The sequence below is a fragment of the Gimesia sp. genome (assembly GCF_040219335.1).
Taxonomy (GTDB): Bacteria; Planctomycetota; Planctomycetia; order Planctomycetales; family Planctomycetaceae; genus Gimesia.
In genome coordinates, this window is record NZ_JAVJSQ010000008.1 from 38,593 (window position 1) to 58,710 (window position 20,118).

The 20,118-nt window shown below is 54.8% G+C and carries 15 protein-coding genes; 7 read left to right on the plus strand and 8 right to left on the minus strand.

What is annotated here, in order from left to right:
- Positions 1 to 39: 39 nt before the first annotated feature.
- Positions 40 to 846 (plus strand): DUF4198 domain-containing protein, encoded by an 807-nt coding sequence (locus tag RID21_RS08980; protein WP_350188301.1) that lies wholly within the window; start codon positions 40 to 42, stop codon positions 844 to 846.
- 108 nt (positions 847 to 954) lie between these two features.
- On the opposite strand, the gene RID21_RS08985 is transcribed toward RID21_RS08980, so the two are convergent.
- The 4 genes from RID21_RS08985 to RID21_RS09000 form a co-directional block, all read right to left on the minus strand.
- Positions 955 to 1,875 (minus strand): cation diffusion facilitator family transporter, encoded by a 921-nt coding sequence (locus RID21_RS08985; RefSeq protein ID WP_350188302.1) that lies wholly within the window; start codon positions 1,873 to 1,875, stop codon positions 955 to 957.
- A gap of 137 nt (positions 1,876 to 2,012) precedes the next feature.
- Positions 2,013 to 5,132: an efflux RND transporter permease subunit gene (locus RID21_RS08990; RefSeq protein ID WP_350188303.1), complete on the minus strand. Its 3,120-nt coding sequence runs from the start codon at positions 5,130 to 5,132 to the stop codon at positions 2,013 to 2,015.
- 5 nt (positions 5,133 to 5,137) lie between these two features.
- Positions 5,138 to 6,676 carry an efflux RND transporter periplasmic adaptor subunit gene (locus RID21_RS08995; protein WP_350188304.1) on the minus strand — a complete coding sequence of 513 codons (1,539 nt, stop codon included), beginning with the start codon at positions 6,674 to 6,676 and terminating at the stop codon, positions 5,138 to 5,140.
- Positions 6,677 to 6,811: 135 nt separating this feature from the next.
- Positions 6,812 to 7,249, minus strand: coding sequence for a hypothetical protein (locus tag RID21_RS09000; RefSeq protein ID WP_350188305.1), 438 nt, complete (start codon positions 7,247 to 7,249; stop codon positions 6,812 to 6,814).
- 519 nt (positions 7,250 to 7,768) lie between these two features.
- Here RID21_RS09000 and RID21_RS09005 point away from each other — a divergent pair.
- The 4 genes from RID21_RS09005 to RID21_RS09020 all read left to right on the plus strand — a co-directional run bounded on the left by RID21_RS09005 (position 7,769) and on the right by RID21_RS09020 (position 12,994).
- Entirely contained in the window at positions 7,769 to 9,253 is a 1,485-nt protein-coding gene (locus RID21_RS09005) for a TolC family protein (protein WP_350188306.1), read from the plus strand.
- A gap of 457 nt (positions 9,254 to 9,710) precedes the next feature.
- Complete coding sequence (locus RID21_RS09010; protein WP_155363247.1) at positions 9,711 to 10,223, plus strand: ferritin-like domain-containing protein; 513 nt, start codon at positions 9,711 to 9,713, stop codon at positions 10,221 to 10,223.
- A 72-nt stretch (positions 10,224 to 10,295) separates the two neighbouring features.
- Complete coding sequence (locus tag RID21_RS09015) at positions 10,296 to 10,829, plus strand: superoxide dismutase family protein (RefSeq protein WP_350188307.1); 534 nt, start codon at positions 10,296 to 10,298, stop codon at positions 10,827 to 10,829.
- 143 nt (positions 10,830 to 10,972) lie between these two features.
- Positions 10,973 to 12,994, plus strand: coding sequence for a right-handed parallel beta-helix repeat-containing protein (locus RID21_RS09020; protein ID WP_350188308.1), 2,022 nt, complete (start codon positions 10,973 to 10,975; stop codon positions 12,992 to 12,994).
- Between the two features lie 9 nt (positions 12,995 to 13,003).
- Here RID21_RS09020 and RID21_RS09025 read toward each other — a convergent pair whose 3' ends face one another.
- Positions 13,004 to 13,348 carry a tRNA-binding protein gene (locus RID21_RS09025; RefSeq protein WP_350188309.1) on the minus strand — a complete coding sequence of 115 codons (345 nt, stop codon included), beginning with the start codon at positions 13,346 to 13,348 and terminating at the stop codon, positions 13,004 to 13,006.
- A 311-nt stretch (positions 13,349 to 13,659) separates the two neighbouring features.
- On the opposite strand from RID21_RS09025, the gene RID21_RS09030 reads away from it, so the two are divergent.
- Positions 13,660 to 15,021, plus strand: a complete 1,362-nt coding sequence (locus tag RID21_RS09030; protein WP_350188310.1) for a hypothetical protein — start codon at positions 13,660 to 13,662, stop codon at positions 15,019 to 15,021.
- A 125-nt stretch (positions 15,022 to 15,146) separates the two neighbouring features.
- Here RID21_RS09030 and RID21_RS09035 read toward each other — a convergent pair whose 3' ends face one another.
- From RID21_RS09035 to RID21_RS09045, 3 genes are all read right to left on the minus strand, one after another.
- The gene (locus RID21_RS09035; RefSeq protein WP_350188311.1) at positions 15,147 to 16,082 is read right to left on the minus strand and encodes an SMP-30/gluconolactonase/LRE family protein; all 936 of its coding nucleotides are present in this window, start codon (positions 16,080 to 16,082) and stop codon (positions 15,147 to 15,149) included.
- Positions 16,083 to 16,228: 146 nt separating this feature from the next.
- A complete protein-coding gene (locus RID21_RS09040) occupies positions 16,229 to 18,775 on the minus strand; it encodes a serine/threonine protein kinase (protein ID WP_350188312.1) in 2,547 nt (848 codons plus the stop codon).
- Positions 18,768 to 19,316: an ECF-type sigma factor gene (locus RID21_RS09045; protein WP_145038785.1), complete on the minus strand. Its 549-nt coding sequence runs from the start codon at positions 19,314 to 19,316 to the stop codon at positions 18,768 to 18,770. Before RID21_RS09045 ends, RID21_RS09040 begins: the two co-directional genes overlap by 8 nt.
- A gap of 268 nt (positions 19,317 to 19,584) precedes the next feature.
- Between RID21_RS09045 and RID21_RS09050 the strand changes: the two genes are divergently transcribed.
- On the plus strand, positions 19,585 to 20,115 hold the full coding sequence (locus RID21_RS09050) for a hypothetical protein (RefSeq protein WP_350188313.1): 531 nt from the start codon (positions 19,585 to 19,587) through the stop codon (positions 20,113 to 20,115).
- The last annotated feature ends 3 nt before the right edge of the window (positions 20,116 to 20,118 follow it).

A 20,118-nucleotide genomic window follows, 5' to 3' on the forward strand; every position in this document is an offset into this window, starting at 1 on the left:
GCCTGGTTTTACCAGGTCCGGGTTGTTTCAGGAGTTATTATGAGAATCACATTCCTCACCACTTTGTTGCTATGTTGCATATGCCAATTCTCCCCGCTGCACGCCCATGATACCTGGGTGGAATCCAATACCAGCCTGATCCGTTCCGGCGATGCGATTTATATTGATCTCAAACTTGGTAATCATGGGAATCATCACCGTGATTTCAAGCTCGCCAGTAAGATTGACCTGGAGGGTTGCACGCTCGACGTGATCGATCCTGCCGGCAAAGCATACGATCTGAAGAGCACTGTCATCGATACCGGCTACGCCCCTAAAGAAGGATACTGGAAGGCGAAGTTCGTACCCGCTCAGAAAGGATTATACCTGGTTTCGCATTCACTCGACCGGGTTGTCAATCACGGTAAGCCGGTTCGCGCGATTAAAAGTGCCAAAACGTTTTTCGTCGTCAGTCCCAAACTGGATCAGGTTTCTCTGGAGAATCCCGGCTTTGACCGCGTGCTGGGACATCCCCTCGAAATTGTTCCCGTTGTAAATCCCGTGACACCCATGGGACCGGGGAAGCCGCTTCAGGTCCGTGTTCTGTTCAAAGGTAAGCCTTTGGCGGATACGACTGTCTCTTTTATACCCCGTGGAGAAACTCTCAAAGGTGATTTTGACGATCGCTACGAGCGTCACACCGATTCAGAGGGACTGGCTGAATTCACTCCCCGGACGGGCAATCAGTATCTCGTCGTTGTGCATCACACCGCGGCGGATGAAAAGACCGAAGAGTACGAGCAAACTGCGTACGCAGCCACGCTCACAGTGCTGGTTCCTGAGCTCTGTCCCTGTTGCGGCGAGTAATCGCTGACAGACCGGAATGACATTCATAGAGACGGGGGGCAACTTCCCCCTGTCTCTCTACTGCGGATCAGGGAGAAGTTCAGGAAAAAATATTGTCTGCCTGCAGCGCTAACTGACATCCTCTACCGCATCGTGAAAATGGGGGAACGGTTCAAGGTGAACCAGGACGTCCCTTAATCTGGGGAATTCGTTCAGCAGTCGATCTTTGACTTCATGTCCAATGCGATGCCCCTCGGCCACGGTGAGATTCTGGTTGACTTCAATATGAATATCGGCAAAGTATTCCAGACCTGATTTTCTGACCCAGAGGGTCTCGATATTTTCTACCTGTTCGACGGACAGCGCCGCAGCCTGAATCTGCTCTATGAATTCCGGATCGGCCTGCAGGTCCATCAGTTCGCTTGCGCTGGAACGAAACAGCTGCACTCCCGACCAGACAATGGCTGCCACCACGATCAGCGAGGCGACTTCATCTGCCCAGATAAATCGAGGACCGCCGAAACTGATCATCGCCAGTCCCAGCAGAACCGCCAGCGAGCAGAGGGCATCACTCCGGTGATCCCAGGCATGCGCCATAATGACCGCAGAACCTGTACGCCGACCAACCCGCATATTGTAGTGGTACAGCGTCTCCTTGATGACAAGATTGGCGCCGGCAATCCAGAGCGTCCAGCCAGGGGGAATTCCATGATGGACCGTGATCCGCTGAATGGCTTCCCAGCCTACGTATAAAGCTGAGATGATGATCACGATGGCCACATTGGTGGCAGCGATTCCCTCAGCACGTGTATGCCCGTAAGGATGCTCTGCATCGGGCGGTTTTTGTGCGTAGTGCAGGGCGATCAGAACGACCACAGTCGACATCACATCCCCGATGGAATTCACCGCATCTGCGATCAGGGCAAAGGAATTCCCGATGATTCCACCAGCCAGTTTGACAATTCCCAGCAGCAGGTTTGCAACCAGACTCCAGACTGCGATCCGGATGACCTCAGCGTAAGTCTCTGCGATGGGATTTCGTTCTGTCAAATGAATGGTGCTCTCACTACGGCATGCAGCTGAAAAACAAACGACCTGTCTCTGCTACAGAGCATCATACTCAACCAGCGCTCGAATGTTGAGACTGGTTGAGCAGGAATGCCTGATTCGAGTCAGCACGCAATATCTCAGTGCTCGAACTCTGTCATGTCAACCGGTTCCGGAGTGACTTCTTTTGGTTCGAACCAGCGGTAAATTGTCGGCAGCACCAATAGCGTCAATGCCGTCGAGGTTACCAGTCCGCCAATTACCACGGTTGCCAGAGGTCGTTGCACTTCCGCACCCGAACTGCCGGACAAGGCCATGGGAATGAATCCCAGGGCACCACAGGAAGCGGTCATCAACACGGGCCGCAACCGGTCCATCGCGCCGTTGACCACTGCATCCCGCTGGCTGTCTCCCGAATGCCTTAAATGTCGTACGTGCTCGATCAGCACCACGCCGTTCATGACTGCGATTCCGAACAGCGCGATAAAGCCGACCCCGGCTGAGATCGAGAACGGCATATCGCGGACCCACAGAAACAGGATGCCCCCGGTCGCCGCAATCGGCACGTTCAGATAGATCAGCATCGCCAGCTTCACCGAATTGAAGGTCATGTAGAGCAGGGCGAAAATCAGGAACAGCGCCACGGGAACCGCGATCGCCAGTCGCTGACTGGCCTGCTGCAGGTTTTCAAACTGGCCCCCCCAGCGCAGAGTATAACCGGCGGGCAATTCCACATCCTGATCGACCACCTGCTGTGCTTCGGCCACAAAGCCTGCCAGGTCCCTGCCACGCACGTTACTTTGAATCAAGAGGCGACGTCGGATAGAATCCCGGCTGATTTCCACCGGTCCCTCTTCCACCTTGATCTCAGCGAGTTGCGAAATCGGAATCTGTCGTCCCTGGGGATCTTCGATTTTGAGCTCTGCGAGCTGTTTGGCCTCTTTCCGCCAGTCCGGACTCAGGCGAACCTGCAGCGGAAACCGACGTTGTCCTTCGAAGACCTGTCCTGCAGAAACGCCACCAACGGTCGCGACAGCATTCAGCACATCACGGGCATTGATCCCGTAGCGGGCCAGCTGCTCGCGGCGAATGATCACACGCAGGTAAGGCAGCCCCGCGATCTGTTGCGCCTGTACGTCCGCGGCTCCCGGGACCTTATTCAACGCGACGACGATCTCGTCTCCCTTCCGCTTCAGTTCATCCAGATCATCCCCATAAAGGCTGATCCCGATATCGGAGCGAACCCCGGCTACCAGTTCCTGCACGCGCAGTTCGATCGGCTGTGTGAAACTGTAACTGTTACCGGGAACCTGGTCCTCCAGCTTCTGCTGCATCTCTTCAATGAGCTTAAGCTTCGTGACTCCTTCTCCCCATTCCGACACCGGTCTCATCCGCACCAGGATATCGGTCTGATAAACGCCCATCGGGTCATTGGCAATTTCCGGACGACCGGTTTTACAGACCACCGTTTCTACTTCGGGAAATTCCAGCAGCGTCCGCTCCATCGCCTTGGTCATTTCGATGGATGTCTCCAGCGAAATACTGGGGAGTCGGGCGGCCTGGATCGCAATGTCGCCTTCATCCAGTTTGGGAACGAATTCCATACCGAAGCCGGCAGCCAGGACCACACTGACAACGAACAAGGCGATCGAACTGACAAACATCAGCACCGGTCGCAGCATGGAAAAGCTCAGTAGCGGCTGATAAGCCTGTTTGATCCAGCGGACCAGGAATGTTTCGCGTTCCTTCATCTGACGCGCCAGGAACAGGGATGCCATCACAGGCATCACCGTGACCGACATGATCAGGGCTGAGGAGAGCGCCGTCATGAACACAAACGCCATCGGGCGGAACATCTTACCTTCCATTCCCTGGAGGCTCAGGATCGGAATGAATACGATGATCACAATGATGCCGGCAAACAGAATCGGCTTGCCCACTTCCTTGGCTGATTCGCGATAGACGCCCAGCGGAATGTGGTCACCCCCATGCTCTTTCTGGTAGTGTGACGCCCGGCGTACGCAGTTTTCAATCATCACCACAGCACCATCGACGATCACGCCGAAGTCGACCGCTCCCATACTCATCAGGTTGGCTGAGACACCTGCATAACGCATCGCGATCAGGGCGCTCATCGCCGATAGTGGAATCGCCGCCGCCACAATCAGTCCAGCACGCACATCCCCCAACAGCAGGAACAGCATGATGATCACCAGCAGCACCCCCAGACCAATATTCTCCGCAACCGTGTGGATTGTCTTTTCCACCAGTTCGGTGCGGTCGTAGAACGTTTCGATCACGACCCCTTTGGGGAGCGTCTTCTGGATTTCGGCTATCTTTTCTTTGACGTCCGCGACCACCTGTCGTGAGTTTCCACCCATGATCATCATGACCATCCCGATCACCGCCTCGCGGTCACCATCGCGGGTGACCGCTCCCTGACGCAGCATTGGGGCAAAACGAACTTCCGCCACATCGCGGACCCGGATTGGGGTCCCTTCGCGACTGTCCAGTACAATCGTGCGGATGTCATCCAGCGAACCGACCAGACCTTCGCCGCGAATCAGTCTCTGTTCGGCTCCATGTGTGATGTAACCACCGCCGGCATTACCGTTATTTTCTTCGAGTGCCTGGAAGACATCGCTGAGTGAAATTTCGTAATTCTGCAGTTTGGCGGGATCAATCTGAACTTCATAGGTTTTGAGTTCACCGCCGAACGTGTTGACTTCAATCACCCCCGGGACACTCCGCAACTGAAACGCGATCTGCCAGTCGAGGATCGTCCGCAACTCGCTGAGTGAATATTGGTCTTCTACTTCGCTGCGGACTTCAAACTGGTAAATTTCACTCATACCGGTAGCGATAGGGCCCAGTTCGGGCGTTCCCATGCCCGGGGGAATGTTCTCGCGTGCCTGCAGCAGTCGTTCGTTGAGGAGATTTCGTGCCCAGTAGATGTCGGTACCATCTTTAAAGGCCACGGTGACAGCACTCAAACCGAAGCGACTGATCGAACGGATTTCTTCCACGTTCGGTACACCGCTCATCGCGTTTTCCACGGGGAAGGTAATGAACTGTTCCACCTCGACCGGTCCCAGGGCAGGGGAGTTCGTCAGAATCTGCACCTGCACGTTTGTCAAATCGGGTACGGCATCCAGGGGAATCGTTGAAGCAGAGAAGACCCCCAGCCCCAGGATGACCAGGGCCAGCAGCATCACGATAAATCGATTGTTTAAAGACCATTCAATGATATGGTTGACCATGTATGTTACTCCTCACCCATTAAGTCTTCGAGCATCTTTGACTTCAGGATGAAGCCCCCCTGCAGCACCACACGTTCGCCTGGTTTCAAACCTTCCAGAATGACCGCGGTGGTTTCATTCTGTTTGCCCGGCTTAATCAGGCGCTTTTCGAACTCGCCATCACCCGTGTGCACAAATACAAAATCCTGGCCCTCATGTTCCTGCAGCGCAGAGCGGGGCACGATGACCAGTTCCTGCTCGGAGCCCGATTGGAATTCAATGTTGACGAACATGCCCGGCTTAAGCAGATGATCCGGATTATCTGCAATGGCCCGCATCGCGACCGTCCGCGTCTTTTCATCCATGATTTCCCCGGTGTAAAAGATCCGGGCCTGGAATGAGCGGTCCGGCCACGCTTCGTTGAAGACCCGTACCGGTTTTCCCGACAGGATGGCGAGCAGCGGCAGATTCTTTTCATAAATGTCGGCAGTGATCCAGACCGTGGACAGATCGGCAATACTGAAGATCTGGCTCTGAGGGCGAATCTGTTCTTTCAAAGTGACGTCTTTGGAAATGATTGTTCCGTTAATCGGGGCCCGGACAAAATAATGCGAAATCGCAGCTCCCTGTTGTTCCGGATTGATGGTTTGAATTTCCTTTTCGTCACAGCCCAGGATTCGCAGGCTGGTCGCAGCCACAGCCACCCGGGTAGACGCTTCCTTGACCGACTGCGAGGACAGCAGCAGAGATGTTTTGAGTTCATACTCGATCTGTTCGATCCGTGCCTGGAACGCAGCCAGGTCAGCATTGCGGCTGGACTTTGCCGCATGCAGCTGTTTGAAAGCGACCGCTCCGGATTTGGTCGGTTCTTCCAGACGTTCGACATCGGCATCAGATTTGAGATAACCGGCATACGCCATTAACAGTCGTTCCCGGTAATCACCCATGCTGCGACTGCGAAACCGTTCTTCAATTTCGTTGATCGACTCCCGCTTGCGTAACGCCGCCAGTAACTGCCTAGTGTTCGTTGCGATTTCCTGCTGGATCTTGTCTTTCACCACCGCCATTTCCTGCTGCAGTCGTGCCTGGTACAGATCCAGTTTCGACTGACCGATTTCCCGGCTGTGTACGACCACCAGCAGATCGTTGGCCTTCACCACCTGGCCCAGTCCCACTTCAACTTTGTCAACGGAGCCTTCGACCATCGGGTAGATGTGAGCCACCTTATCTTCGTTCAAAGAGACTTTTCCCGTCAGTCGAATCGTCTCTTCAAAACGACCCGTGGCGACCGGTTCAATCTGCAAACCGGAAACCTTCCACTTCGATTCGGGGAGGGTGATGGTAACGGGCCCGGAATTCTCTTTCTGAGGAGCCTGTTCTGAGGCGGTCCCGGCCTGCTGTGATTCTTCCGGAGCCGGTGCTGAGTCGGTGGCTGGTTTGTGTGAACGGAACTGGAAAATTCCCACACCGGCGACAATCGCGATGATTGCGAGTACGAGAAACAATACCGGTTTGTGGCTGGCGTTGACTGGCTGTGTCGGTAATTGACCTGTCGTCTGGTTCATAAAGGTACCTCAAGAGACTGGAACTGGATCCGGCTATCACACGCGGATCGCCTCCTGCTTTAACGATGGCGTTCGTATGAGCGCACAACATCAGCAGGCAGGGAAACAGAAAAGAGACTGTTCAACAGCGCGAGGTCAGCAGGTCCACGTACAGAAGAGCTGCTGCAGATCCAGGTCGGTCTGCTTGAGAGAAGCGGGCTGCCAGGGAGAACGGGCAGCGGGAAGGGAGGCGTCTGTCGTCAAACACAGTTCCGCCCCCAGGTAGTCTGTCGTCAGCTGATCGCCGGGAACGTCTTCGAGTTCGGCTGCAGCGACGGTCATCCCTTCTGTCAGTTTGACGGGGACGGTTTTGTCAAAATCACTTCCACTGCAACCCCAGTGACAATGTGAGGAAGCGGGCACTCCCGGTTGCGAACTCTGTTCGCCATGATAAATCCGCAAGTGCATTGCCAGCAGAGCAGAGTTACCGCATTGACTCAGATAATCCCCATGGGAGTGTACCACCGGACGAGGTCCCGGCCACGCTACAAGCAGTAGCAGCAGGCAACGAATTGTGATGTTCAGGTTGAACATGACGGACTCTCGTAGGGGTTGGCTGGTTAGTTACTGGTGGGACTCTAAAGCAGGCATAAGAGGAATCAGAGGATGATTCGTACTGCACACCCTCTAATTCATACTTCTCGTCCACAGCAAATACAATGCTTGAGTCGGATTTTTTATCTGTTTTTACCTGTCACTCCAGTAAAACAGGCATTGGAACCTGAAGCCCCCGGTCATTCCTGTACAGAATTCAGTGTAATCTCAGCCGGGGGGTTCGAAAAGATAAGCTGTAAGGGTTCTGATGATTACTAGAGCCATAGTAGTTGCTTTGGTCCGGAATTCATTGGATTGATTCAGGTCGGTCGATCAGTAGAACCGAACAGAACTGGTGTATCGACAAATTACGGATAATCAGTCGATCCAACAATTCTGAAACGTTTACGGGTGTTGAAGTCGATCATGGTAAAACTAAAATATGACGGTTACAGATTTCAGGTAAAGACGTTCGGAATCGCCTTTCTGACAGGTTCACTACTTGTGACAGGCTGTTCCATGAACCGCTCCCTCACGCAAAAAGAGGCTGAGCCCAAAAAGCCACTCGTCGCCGCCCTCGAAAAAGCAGAGGCCAAAGCACAGGACCGGGAAACGGATGAGCTGGACGCCCTGGAAGAGGAATTCATTTCCACCGTCAGCCTTGATTCGACCGACGAGAGCTCTGAGAAATCGGAATCGATCAAACTCATTGACGCCGAAGAGCAGCTGTATCCGTCGCCGCTGGAACCCATCCAGGCACCCGCAGTGGGAGAACAGGCCGTGCTCGCGGGGGGCATGACCCTGGATCAACTTGAAGCGATCGCCCTGGAAAACAACCCGGCCATTCAGGAACTGGCAGCTACAACCCAGAAAGCAGCCGGATTCCGGGAGCAGGTCACCACGCGTCCCAACCCGACCGTAGGCTACCAGGCGCAGCAGCTGGCCGACCGTGGAACGGACCAGCATCTGGCTTATGTCGAGCGGGAGTTCGTGACTGGGAACAAACTGGAATTGAATAACCGGGTGCTGAATGCCACCCTGGCTGCCCAACTCCAGGAACTCGAAGCCCAGCGGTTCCGCGTCCGGACCGATATTCAGATTCGCTTCTACCAGGCACTGGCCCTGCAGAGACAGCTGGACCTGATCCGCGAATTCTCAGAGGTCGCAGAAAAAGGGGTCGATTTCGCCCAGCAGCGGATGGAAGCCGGCGAAGGAACCCGCGTCGATATTTTGCAATCCAAGATTCTCTTGAACGAGGTTCAGCTGACACAGCGACAGACACAGGCCAGACTGGCTGCCGTCTGGAGAGAAATCGCAGCATTGTCCGGGGTCCCCGAAATGGAATACTCACGCCTGGAAGGAACACTGCCGTCTGAATCGGGGATCGTTGACTGGGAAGGCCTGGCGTCGAACATCGTCACGTCCAGTCCGGAATACGCGGCAGCCCACGACCGGATTTCCCGCGCCTATGCAGCCCTCGAACGACAGGAAGTTCAGCCGATTCCCAACATGACCGCCCAGCTGGGAGCCGGTGTCGACTATGGTACGAACTCGGGGATGCTCAACCTGCAGATCGGCGTTCCTTTGCCACTCAGTAACAAAAACCTGGGGAACATTGACGCCGCGAATGCAGAAATCTGTCGTGCCCAGATGGAAGCTCAGCGAATCAAGAACTCGATCGAAGAACGCCTGGCCGTCGTCTCCAAAGAGTACGACACTGCAACCGCAGCCATCGATCTGTATTCGAACGACATTCTGCCCAGTGCCAAAGAGTCACTGGACCTGGCGAACCAGGCTTACCAGGCGGGTGAGGTCGGTTTCGTGCAGATCCTGCTGGCCCGGAAAACCTTCTTTGATACGAACCTGAAGTATGTGGATGCCCAGGCACAACTGGCCGGAGCCCAGTCCAAGATCGACGGCTTTGTACTGACCGGTGGTCTCAACAGCGTGCGGGATGACAGCGGCGACTCCAGCCTGCGGGATCAGACCTTCAGCCAGCAGTAAGCGATCTGGCTTTCCAGCCACGACTGATCGAAGTCAAAATGAATTTCGACACGCATAGAGCGAACTGTAAATGCAGTTCGCTCTTTTTTCTTTTTCTGTCAATGCATCTGCACTCTCAGACAGAATGTCGCACTGACCTGCGGACTGCCGCGCTCTTGATACGTCGACTTCCACTGGCCGCACAGCAACCAGAATGGTGTTACAGCCAACGATCAGGTCAAGAATTCTGTCTGCAATTATTTTCAGTGCACAATGCTGGCCTGGATTCAGAGAATTTCTAAAGACAGCCTTGCCAGTCAATAACGGGTCCTCACTCTCCGGCTTGCTGAAAGAATGCTGCAGGTTCTTCGCCATCGGAATAGAAGTTGCGGCCTGAATAAGCTGAGCGGGAGTCGATCACTTCATCTGTCTCCCGGCACAACATCTCATCTCAAACGTTAGAGACAGGAGGACTGAAATGGGATCTTCAAATGGTCGAAAATTATCCACACTGCAGGACCTGTTCGTGGATCAGATCCAGGACTTATATGATGCTGAAAACCGGCTCATTGACGCGATTCCCAAAATGGCCGAGGCCGCTTCATCGAAAGAGTTGAAGACCGCCTTCGATTCCCATCTGGAGGAGACCCGGCAACACGTCAATCGCCTGGAAAAGGTCTTCAAAGAATTGGAATGCGAACCCAAACGCAAGGCCTGCGAAGCGATGAAGGGGCTCATTCGCGAAGGGGATGAGATCCTGAAAGCAGACGGTGATCCGCTGGTCAAAGATGCCGGTCTAATTGCTGCTGCACAACGCGTCGAACATTACGAGATGGCAGGGTACGGCTCAGCCCGTAATTTTGCCGAGCAGATCGGTAAGCAGGATCTGGCCGACATTCTCCAGGAGACATTGGATGAAGAGGGGAATGCCGACAAGAAACTGACGCAGATCGCGACCGAAATTACCAATGCAGCTGCCGCCCAGGCTTAAGCGGCCTCTCACAAAATCAGCGGTAGTGCTACTTATTTTATCACTCTCAATCTTACATGAAGGAATCGATTCATGAAATCTTTTCTCGTCTATGCCGTCTCCGCAGTGCTCCTTATGGGGACCTCGTTACTGGCCGTGAACGATGATCACGACCACAAGGAACACAAGTTGACCCGCGCTGTCGCGGTGGTTCAGCCTACGCAGAAGTTTAAAACAGCGGGTGTGATCCATCTCAAGCAGAAAGACGGCAAAGTCTCAATTACAGGGAAGGTGACAGGCCTGACCCCCGGAAAGCATGGATTCCATATTCACCAGTATGGTGATCTGAGTGCCGACGATGGCAGTTCTGCCGGTGGGCATTACGCACCAAAGGGACACGAGCATGGAGGCCCGCATAAGGCTCAGCACCATGCTGGTGATCTGGGAAATATTGTCGCAGACGAGAATGGCGTCGCCATGATTGACAAGCAGTCGGACGATTTTAAGCTGTCGGATGTGATCGGACGTGCTTTTGTGGTTCATGCTGGCACCGACGATCTGACCAGCCAGCCATCCGGTAATGCGGGTGCCCGTGCGGGTCTGGCAGTGATTGGGATCAGTAAGTAGCAGAATCTGATTCCCGCAAGGCGGGATGACTTGCACCAGCGAAGACGGAATTCTAAGTTGGGGGAATGTAATGTGTTCCCCCAACTGTTTTTTTGAACGGTATTCAATTCCACTCACGCCTGCTGCGAATGAAAGTCCTGCTGATGTCTCTGCTTCGCGTTCCTGCGCTCTTACTCCTGGTCTGTCTCACGCTAATCTCCGTTGTCAAAGCGGAACCGACTACTTCTGTCAACCAGGCAGCTATTGATGAACTCAAGGCAGGGAAGACGGATATCGCGTATGCTGCCTGGTGGGGCTTCGATCCAGAAGATGCCACGGCGGCGCTACAGGCGGCGATTAATTCCGGTGCGAAAAAAGTCATCGTGGAAAAAATGTCGTCTCCCTGGATCGTCAAACCACTGCACCTGGCCAGCAACCAGGAGATTGTGTTTCAGGAAGGTGTTGTGCTCCTCGCGAAAAAAGGAGAGTTCAAACCCCGGACCGCCTCGTTGTTGAATGCAGCACTCAAACAGAATATTCGTCTCACCGGTCCGGGAGCGACACTGCAGATGCGCCGTGCAGACTATGATGCAGCGCCTTACGAAAAAGCAGAGTGGCGGAACGGGATCAGTCTGCGGAGCTGCTCTGACGTCCAAATTACCGGGCTCACCATTAAAGAGACCGGCGGCGACGGCATCTACCTGGGCGTCGCGAAGCGGGGCGTGACAAATCAGAATATCACGATTCGAAACGTCGTCTTCGATCGAAACTATCGACAGGGAGTCAGCGTGATCAGTGCCGAAAATCTGCTCATTGAAGATTCCGTTTTCAAAGAGACCGCAGGGACACCTCCCATGGCTGGCATTGATTTCGAACCCAATCATCCCAGCGAATGTCTCATCAACTGTGTACTGCGGAACTGTAGTGCCGAAAACAATCAGGGGGGCGGGTTCCTGTTTTATCTGCCCAATCTGAACCGGGACTCGCAACCGATTTCGATCCGCCTGGAAAACTGCAAAAGCACAGGTACGAAACGCGCTCTTTCTCTGACGACCGGCAACAAATCGCCTGGCAGCGTCTCCGGTTCGATCGAGTTTGTGAACTGCACGTTCGCCAGTACCGAGCAGACCCCCGTCAACATTCAGGATAAACCCGCCGATACCTGTCCGGTTCTGTTTCAAGAGTGCACGATCAGCGGCCCGGACAATGAGGATGCAAAGATCCCCTCGATCCGGTTTGCAGCCCGACCGGGAGCCGTTGGTAAAATCGGGGGTGTCACCTTCCAGCAATGCGTTGTGAAATCGCCGGTCGCGCGTCCGGTCATGACGTTTCACGATGCCTCTTATCTGTCCACAGCTGCGAAGATCACAGGGACCCTCCGGGTGGAGCAGGGGAAAGAGACGAAAGAGATCACCCTCAGCCCGGCTCTGCTAGCAAAATGGATGCCTGCCAGCCCCGCGGGCGATATCACTCCGTACAAAACTGAGGTCTCACAGCTGCAACCCCTGGCTGCCAGTGAACCGTTCAAGCCAGGCAAACGCCGTTCCGTCCGTCAGCGTCAACGCGCGCGTTATCTGCTCTCTGCGAAACAGGGGGACCAGGTCGCGGTGCAGTTGTCCTATCAGAAACTCGGCCGCTACACCGGAGACAAGATGCCTGTCACGGTCATCGCGCCCTCAGGGAAGACCATTCCCGTCGCGTCAGTTCCCTTCCAGGAGAGTGCCGCTTGTGAATTCAAGGCACCTGAAGCCGGCGTCTATCAACTCAACTGTGATCCGGGGCCCAATTATGTGAAAGTGAATGCGTCGTCACATCCGCTCTGCCTGGTCTCGGATGGTGCCCCGATTCGTCTGATGGCATCGACTGGCGCCTACTATTTCTATGTCCCGGCAGGTGTAGAGAAATGGGCTGTGGGCGTCTTCGGCGAAGGGGCCGGGGAACGCGTGAGTGCGAAACTGTTCGACCCGTCCGGCAAGCAGGTCTGGTCCGAACAGAATGTGGCCCAACCGACGCTGTTTACCCGCACACAACCGCAAAACAGTCCGGGAGCGCTCTGGCGCCTGGTTCTGGAACGTCCCACCCAGGGGGGCTTTGAAGACCATTACGTGCAACTCGTCGGCATTCCAGCCGTACTCGCGCTCACTCCGGGGGAAATGCTGGTTCCCACCAGTCCGAAAACGAAATAACAGCAGGGTTCAATACAACTTTCCGCCGAGGGGGACGTCGCGGTCCGGTCGCAGTAATACGACATTCCCCTCTGCGTCGGGAACTCCCAGCGTGAGCACTTCAGATCGATGTTTACCAATCTGGCGTGGCGGTAGATTCACCACACACAGGACCTGTCGCCCGGTCAGGTCTGCCTCGGCGTAGTTTGGGATGAGCCGGGCCAGTGATTTGCGGGTTCCCAATGCTTCCCCCAGATCAATCTGCAGAATATGGCTGGAATAACGGCCTTCCGGAAACGGTTCGATCTGTACAATCCGCCCCACACGAATTTCAACCTGTTCGAAGTCTTCAATACTGATTTCATTCTCGTTCATCTGATGTTCCTGTTATGCTGTATTTTGATCGGTATACCCTGTTTGATTTCGACAACGCACCCGGAAAAAAGTTCATGAATTCTACAGGATTGATTCAGAACCTAACCAATGGGCTGGTACTGAATATGCTTGATCCTGCCCGCAGGCCTGTCTAAACTGGAGACACGCGCTTAACTTTGAGAGTTCCTCCCCATCCCGTCTGTCTCACCGTCAGTCGGGAGTCTGGAAATATCCCGCCTTCGATTTGACTGTCTTCCACCGATGGAACACGGTTAAATCCACAAAACTCTATCAATGAAATGAAGCCGATCATGCACCTGTTGTTCCGAAGTCTGTGTGTCCTCCTCCTGTTCGCTCCCTGTTTCGTAGACCGTTCCAGTGCCGCAGGCGGAGCGTTTCCTGTCGAATCGAATCTCAAAGCGGGAGTCGCCAAGGTTGATATTACCCCCGCTGAAGTCAAAGATCTGGAAGTGGTGGGACATCGTCGTAAAGTCACCGGCGTCCGCGATCCTCTGCGGGCCGGGGTACTGATTCTGGATGATGGACAGACCAAAGTCGCCATCATTACGCTGGACCTCATCGGTGCCTATGAAGAGATCGTCAAACTTTCCCGGCAGGAGATCGAAAAAGCGACCGGCATCCCTGCGGCCAACATCATGGTGACCGCCTCTCACAATCATTCCGGCCCCGGGTTTAAAACCGAATCGGAGTGGGGCAAAACACTTATCCAGAAGCTCACCGCTGCCGCGAAGCAGGCGGCGGCTGACATGACCCCAGTGACCGTCGGATATGGAGTTGATGAAATCAGCTTTGGCATCAATCGTCGCAAGGTGATCAACGGCCGCGCCGTGGTACGCCTGAATGAAGACGGCCCCAATGATCCGCGTGTGAAGGTACTCCGCTTTGATGATGGAAAATCGCTGACTCCCAAAGCCGTGCTGATGCACGCGGTTTGCCATCCCTGTTTCTTCACCTGGGGCGACAAAGGATCGATGCCGTACCCGACCGGCTTTCCTAAGATGAGTGCCGACTTTCCGGGAGAGGCCCAGACCTTTGTCGAAATGTGTTATGGCAATCAGACGAGTTCACTCTTCCTGCAGGGGTGTGCGGGCGACATTCGTCCCAATCTGCCCGGGTATCCGTATCGCTGTGCCGATGAAGCCGACATCCAGTGGGCCGGCCGGGACCTGGGGAGCGCCGTGGTCCGCACGCTGGCCCGCAGTATGATCCGCGAAGAACTGGTGAAGCGTCCCAAGTTTTACCAGATTCGCGTCGCCAACACGGTCGTTTCGCTGCCCGGTAAGGAGGGACGTATTGATGCCGAGCTGCAGGCCCTGAAAATCGGCCCCTACCTGCTGCTGACGATGCCCGGTGAACCGATGGTGGAATACGGGTTGAAACTGGAACGCGATATCGCCGATCGCGCGATTCCGATCATCGTCGGTTACGCCAATGGTTACATCGGTTACATCGCGACCGAAGACGCCTACCAGGTGGGCGGCTATGAACCCAATCGTTCCAGGCTGACCGCCGAAGCCGAAGCCATTATTCTTACCGAACTCAGCCTGCTGGCGGATCGGGTGATCGGCGATGTCTTCGAGTCGTTTTCCAAACATCCTAAGGATGTACAGAAACGCGAAGCGACCGAGAAAGACAGGCTGAAACAGAAATAAACGTCAACTGGCTGGTTGAGCATTGTCTCGACACGCAACCGAGGTCTTTCTGCGAGGGCAGGGCTGTCTGGCACCTGCCCTCGTTTTCTTTTTCGAACAGAAAGATTGTTCCCGCCTCCGGAAGCTCAGTCTTCCAGTTTGAGAAAAGCGACGGCATTGTTGTTGTTCATGGGGATGATCAACTGTTTCTGTTTGGAATCGTAGCCCATTGAGGCGGCACTCGGAATGCCCGAAGCAATGACCTGGGCCGGTTTACCGGGGCTGATTTTTGAGACGCTGCCGAATCGGACACTGCTGACGTACTTGGTTCCGTCGGGGAGAATCACCAGACCATCGTTGCCCCCTTCCGCGGCATGTTCGGTGCGGAGCAGTTTGCCGTTGTCTGGATTAAAAGTCATGACGTCATTATTGCCGACATTGACCACGACCACGTTTCCGTCCGGATCGATGGCGACGCCGTTCGGAATCTTGAGCGGATCGCCGTCTACGAAGATTGAAACGTCGCCTTCTGCGGTGATTTTATAGACGCGGTTTTCCGGCTTCGAATTCGAAACAAAGATCGTCCCTGCTTGATTAACGGCAATGCCGTTCAGGAACGTGGAACCTTCCACAGGAAAGGCCTTCCCTGGTTTGCCGGTCGCAAGATCGAACGTGCGGACCACATCGATATCCGCGGTATACAGGGTTCCGTTGTGAATCGCACTTCCCAGTGGATGATTGAGCGTCAGGCCGTTGCGCGTCGTCCCAATCCATTTCGTGGTATGCACGGACCCGTCCGGATTCAACAGCGAAACATAACCATCATTTTTTGCCTGGTCCTGGGAAACCCCGGCATTCATCACGACGATCAGATTGCGGGTCGGGTCGTAGACGCAGCTCTCCGCAAAACGAAAACTGCCATACACCTTGACGTTGCTGGAGAGGGGAACAAACTCCCCGGCCTCATTGACGGCTCCCAGTGGTTTCCCTGCCTCAAACGATTTTCCGGCAGGTTTCTGAGCGTAGGCTAGGTTGCTCAGCATTAACGTCGCCCCGAGGGTCATGATTAAGAACGCTTTCATCTAAAGACTCTCCTGTTGAAAATGGGTAGTGGATCAGCTGAATTCGATAGATCAACAAGGTACCCGAAATTCTCTGTACAGGAAAGCGATCGCCCGTTTCCGGCCCTGTGGTTCAAAGCGCGCGAGATCTATCAACCGACCAGAGCCTACTCTTCAGCTGGGCTGGTGTCCGTGGTTTCGCTGGCTTCAGCCTCAGGCGTTTTGCGGACCAGTTCAGCCAGCCACAGGTCGCTGGCCCCATAACCTGTGGGGCGGCCGGCAACAAACAGAAAGCTTCTGCCATCCCGTAATAACCGGGGACGTCCCGAGGGATTAGGATCGTTTTTAAAAGCGAGTACTGGCTCTGACCAGGCCGAATTCCAGTCGGGACGAGTTGAGTAGTGCAGCTTACCCAAGGCTTCATCCGGATCCGTTTCCAGATCCTCTTTCTGATGAAAGAGATAAAACCGGCCATCATCGCTCAGGGCACCAACATTGCCAATCTTTCTGTCAACAGGCAGCGGTTCCTCTGATCGTTCCCCAAAGGGGCTGTCTAATGCGTCACGCCGCCAGATCATCAGGCTGCTTTCCCGACCAGGGAATTGATTCTCTGCAGTTACTATGCGGGGACGGAATGCGGTCAAACCGTCAGGGGTGAGCCGGTAATCGCGTCTGTGGCCGACGGCGATGGGGTCAGGGATCGCTTCCTGCCAGGGGGCATTCAAACTCTTGCGTGTCGTAAGATAAAATTGCGAATTTTTGTGTTTGAATGAGAGACTCAGTCCGTCCGCTGAAATCTGGGGAAATGTGTTATACCCCTCAAGATTGGCTTCGGGGGGAAGAATTTCAGGATTAGACCAGGGAGCATCAGGTGAGGTGCGTGTCGCGATCCATAAATGACTGGGACTTTTCTGGTTTGATTTATCACGGCAGGTAGTAAATACGAGGGTGAGGCCATCGGCCGTGATGTCTCCACCGAACTCAAATTCATTCGAGTTAATCAGGGGACCCAGGTTTTTGGTCACCTGCCATTCCCATTCTCCCGAGGTCAGCAGGTCGGCAAGTGAAGTCTGCGGATTGACTGGTTGATCCGGTTTTTGTTCCTGTTCGATTGTCGCTGTGACGAGAGCAGGAACGGGTTCAGTAGCCTCAAATGAATTTTCGCCGGCAGGCAGGGCGCCGGTCTGTTCAGATTCGCGCGGCCAGAGGAAGGCTGTGATGCCCACCAGCACAATCGCACACGCCGCTGCCAGCAGATAATGTTTCTGAGCAGAACTGGTGGAGCCGGCATGTTGAATCGTCCCCGGATCACTGATGGTCGGTCCGGGATCAGACGGGGTGTCAACAGTCTTTTGGGACGGTTGAGGCACTTCTTTCACCGGGGGCGGAATATGGCAGTCTTCGAGGGCAACAATCAGCTCCCGGGCAGTCTGATAGCGGTCTTCTGGTTTCTTGGCGACCATTTTTTCAAAGACGGCCGCGACGGAATCGGGGACATCCGGGCGTTGCTTTTGTAACGGGGGAATGTCGCCCTCCCGGTGTTGGACGAAGACTTTAAAGATCGTGTTTCCGGTATAGGGGGCTTCACCGGTCAGCAGGAAATAGAGCGTGCAGCCCAGACTGTAGATGTCGGATCGGAAGTCTACCAGATGCGCATCCAGAGACTGCTCGGGAGCCATGAACGACGCCGTCCCCAGAATCGCCCCGGCTGCCGTCAGTTCTGACTGACTGACGAACGGGCGGCCACTCTCATCATCCGTGGTTTCGGATCCGGCAGGAGAGTGTCGCAGCGAGTCATCAATGTGTGCCAGTCCCAGGTCGAGAATTTTGACCGTTCCCTGATCATCCAGCAGCAGGTTCCCAGGTTTGATGTCCCGATGTACGATGCCACGTTCGTGCGCGTGTTGCAGACCGATCGCAGTCTGGCGAATACAGTCGACAGCCTGGTTCAGGGAAAGTGGACCGGAAGTACGCACGATCCGGCTGAGGTTGTCGCCACGCACATATTCCATCACCAGAAAATGGACGCCCCGGGCCTCGTCCGCATCGTAGGCTCGGACGATATTCGGATGTTCGAGCGTTGCAGCAACGCGGACTTCCCGTTTGAAACGTCGCACCTGATCTTCCGAAGCCAGCATCTGCTGTGACATCATCTTCAGCGCTACAATCCGGTGCATCGTGCGGTGCAGGGCTTTGAAGACCATGCCCATCCCGCCGACATCGATCAGATCGAGGATCAGGTATTTGTCGATTAACAACTCAGGCTCACCTTTCAGCAGGGCGGACGCCTGGTACGAGGTCAATTTGCCGTTGGTGACAAGTTGTGAAGCCAGTTGCCGCGCATCGGGGGGAGGTGTTCCTGTGGAAACCGAATCGCTGACCGACGCAAATTCGTCCGGCGAGAGCACACCAACCGCAGAGAGTTTCGAAAGAAAGTCATCGCAGTCGATGTCTTCCTGCGGTTCGTCTGTTTCTTGAGTCGCAGCCGGTTCCGCTTCCTCATCCAGGTGAGGTATGTCGGCTACGACCTCATCCAGTTTCTGTTCCAGTAAATCAACAGAGGGATCGGCGTGATTCAACAGCGACCTGACTTCGGTGAGCAGTGCTTCGTCGGAACCACATTTCTGAACCAGCCAGGCGTCTCGTTGTTCATCGTCCACTTCCAAAGCCGCCAGGAATGTCTGCTGGACTTTCTCCGCGTGTGACTTACTCATCTGCAGAATCACTTTCTGTGCCGGGACCGAGCTCGCGATACAACCAGGCTTTCGCATACTTCCAGTCGTTGTTGACTGTCCGCAATGAGACATCCAGTTGTTCGGCGATCTCCTCGCCCGTCAAACCACCAAAAAATTTCAGTTCCACAATCCTGGCTGCCCGGGGCAACTCGCTGGCGAGCGTCTCCAGGGCGTCATTCAATTCCAGGATGTCTAACTGATTGGCGTCATCGGCGACAGAAATGTGCAACGGAATTCCTCGACCGTCATTTCCTCCCCGTTTAAGTCGTTTTCGCTGCCGGGCGTAATCGACCAGCAGGCGACGAATAATGGTCGCGCCGGCGGCCAGCATCAGGGATCGATCTGCGGGATCGAGATTCTGCTGTTCCTGCAGTTTGAGGTACGCATCGTTGACGAGCAGCGTGGGTTGCAGGGAATGGCCAGCACTTTCGCGACGCAAAGCCCGTTCAGCCAGACCATGTAGCTGGTCGTAAATCGATTGATCCCAGCTGTTTGTGGTTCCGTCTGGCGGTACGGTCATCGGTGTGGCCTGCTGCTCTCGAATGAATCGGATGGGGGGATTCTGTTCCTCGATAACAGAAATTCACTATCTGATTGATGAGACCCATTATAAGGGGGCTTCAAGCGGACGCAATGCCCCGGATTTCGTTTCTACCAGCGGCGGAACGAGAAAAAAATTGGATTTCGAAAAAGGTTCCCAATCGGATTGCACACATTTCCTCAGTCTGTCGCCAAGCTTATCACGAGGGGAACACAACCAGTCACAGACACCTTCAGGGGAAATCAACATGGCGATTTACGATTCCACAGACCACAAACTGGGCGATTACCTGCTGGGAAGAGCAACCGGATACTACGACAACGCCTACAGTTCGCTGGGGGCAGAACATTACCGCCACGCACAGAAGCAGCGAGACGAGGCACTAAGCATCACGTATCGGCCCTCGCAGAGTGGGCCGGGCATTTTCGATGACGCCTTCGCCGAAGCAGGCGACTTCGGTTCCGAATGGGCCGAGACCATCATCGAGTATGGAAGCGGCGCCTTCACCTGGGTCCCCGCCTGGACGGGTACGGTTCTCAAGCTGATCTGCGTCTTCCTGTTCCTGGTGGCAGGTGTGCAATACGAATTCACGGGCTGGGGGCTGTTACTGGTCGCCGGTAGCGGCTGGTTCGCACCACGGATCACGGCAGGTCTGCTTAAAATGACCCTGAGTCTGAGTCTGTCGCTGGTTTACCTGGCTTTCATTCTGCTGGTCGCCGCACTGGTACTCGGACTGATCGGCGGCGCCTTCTATCTGCTGGGCGTACTGTTTGCGTAACAA

What these genes read in the sequence shown, in the direction of transcription:
- RID21_RS09040 (WP_350188312.1), bottom strand. Translation starts at nt 18,775, where the DNA reads ATGAGTAAGTCACACGCGGAGAAAGTCCAGCAGACATTCCTGGCGGCT.
- RID21_RS09025 (WP_350188309.1), bottom strand. Translation starts at nt 13,348, where the DNA reads ATGAACGAGAATGAAATCAGTATTGAAGACTTCGAACAGGTTGAAATT.
- RID21_RS09000 (WP_350188305.1), bottom strand. Translation starts at nt 7,249, where the DNA reads ATGTTCAACCTGAACATCACAATTCGTTGCCTGCTGCTACTGCTTGTA.
- RID21_RS09010 (WP_155363247.1), top strand. Translation starts at nt 9,711, where the DNA reads ATGGGATCTTCAAATGGTCGAAAATTATCCACACTGCAGGACCTGTTC.
- RID21_RS09005 (WP_350188306.1), top strand. Translation starts at nt 7,769, where the DNA reads ATGAACCGCTCCCTCACGCAAAAAGAGGCTGAGCCCAAAAAGCCACTC.
- RID21_RS09035 (WP_350188311.1), bottom strand. Translation starts at nt 16,082, where the DNA reads ATGAAAGCGTTCTTAATCATGACCCTCGGGGCGACGTTAATGCTGAGC.
- RID21_RS08990 (WP_350188303.1), bottom strand. Translation starts at nt 5,132, where the DNA reads ATGGTCAACCATATCATTGAATGGTCTTTAAACAATCGATTTATCGTG.
- RID21_RS09015 (WP_350188307.1), top strand. Translation starts at nt 10,296, where the DNA reads ATGAAATCTTTTCTCGTCTATGCCGTCTCCGCAGTGCTCCTTATGGGG.
- RID21_RS08980 (WP_350188301.1), top strand. Translation starts at nt 40, where the DNA reads ATGAGAATCACATTCCTCACCACTTTGTTGCTATGTTGCATATGCCAA.
- RID21_RS09020 (WP_350188308.1), top strand. Translation starts at nt 10,973, where the DNA reads ATGTCTCTGCTTCGCGTTCCTGCGCTCTTACTCCTGGTCTGTCTCACG.
- RID21_RS08995 (WP_350188304.1), bottom strand. Translation starts at nt 6,676, where the DNA reads ATGAACCAGACGACAGGTCAATTACCGACACAGCCAGTCAACGCCAGC.
- RID21_RS09045 (WP_145038785.1), bottom strand. Translation starts at nt 19,316, where the DNA reads ATGACCGTACCGCCAGACGGAACCACAAACAGCTGGGATCAATCGATT.
- RID21_RS09050 (WP_350188313.1), top strand. Translation starts at nt 19,585, where the DNA reads ATGGCGATTTACGATTCCACAGACCACAAACTGGGCGATTACCTGCTG.
- RID21_RS09030 (WP_350188310.1), top strand. Translation starts at nt 13,660, where the DNA reads ATGCACCTGTTGTTCCGAAGTCTGTGTGTCCTCCTCCTGTTCGCTCCC.